General features: G+C 60.3%; 1 protein-coding gene. It reads left to right on the forward strand.

Annotated features, from left to right (window positions below; translation table 11 throughout):
- Positions 1-412, forward strand: a 412-nt coding sequence (locus D7W79_RS42735; protein WP_120530804.1) for a TOBE domain-containing protein, incomplete at its 5' end; no start/stop codon positions are given.
- Positions 413-443 lie beyond the last annotated feature (31 nt).

A 443-nucleotide genomic window follows, 5' to 3' on the forward strand; every position in this document is an offset into this window, starting at 1 on the left:
CGAGCGGCCAGACAGCCAGTTTGTATCCGAGTTGCTCGGCACCGCGAACATCTTCGAGGGGAAAGTTTCCGGCCCCGCAACGGACGGCAAGTGGAATATCGAACTGGCTCTGCCGAACTCCCCGGTCGTGAAAGTGCCTGGCCCCCCGTATCTCGCCAACTCCGGAACAGTCCGCGTGGCCGTTCGGCCGGAGCGACTCGGTATCAAGTCCGATGCCGATAGCCTCCGCGCACGCGTTCGCGGTTTGGTGTTTCGTGGCAGCTACTATGCCTACGAACTCGACCTCCCTGGATCTTCGCGGCCAATATACGTCTATAGCAGCGAAAGCACTGATGCCGCGGATGACGGAATGATCGGGCTTAGCTGGCCGGAGAATTACGCCATTCTTCTTAACGACGGGAGAGCGCGATGACCGACCAGCTAGTCCTTACGGCGAGTTCGCC

This window comes from Corallococcus exercitus (assembly GCF_003611585.1).
Classification (GTDB): Bacteria; Myxococcota; Myxococcia; order Myxococcales; family Myxococcaceae; genus Corallococcus; species Corallococcus exercitus.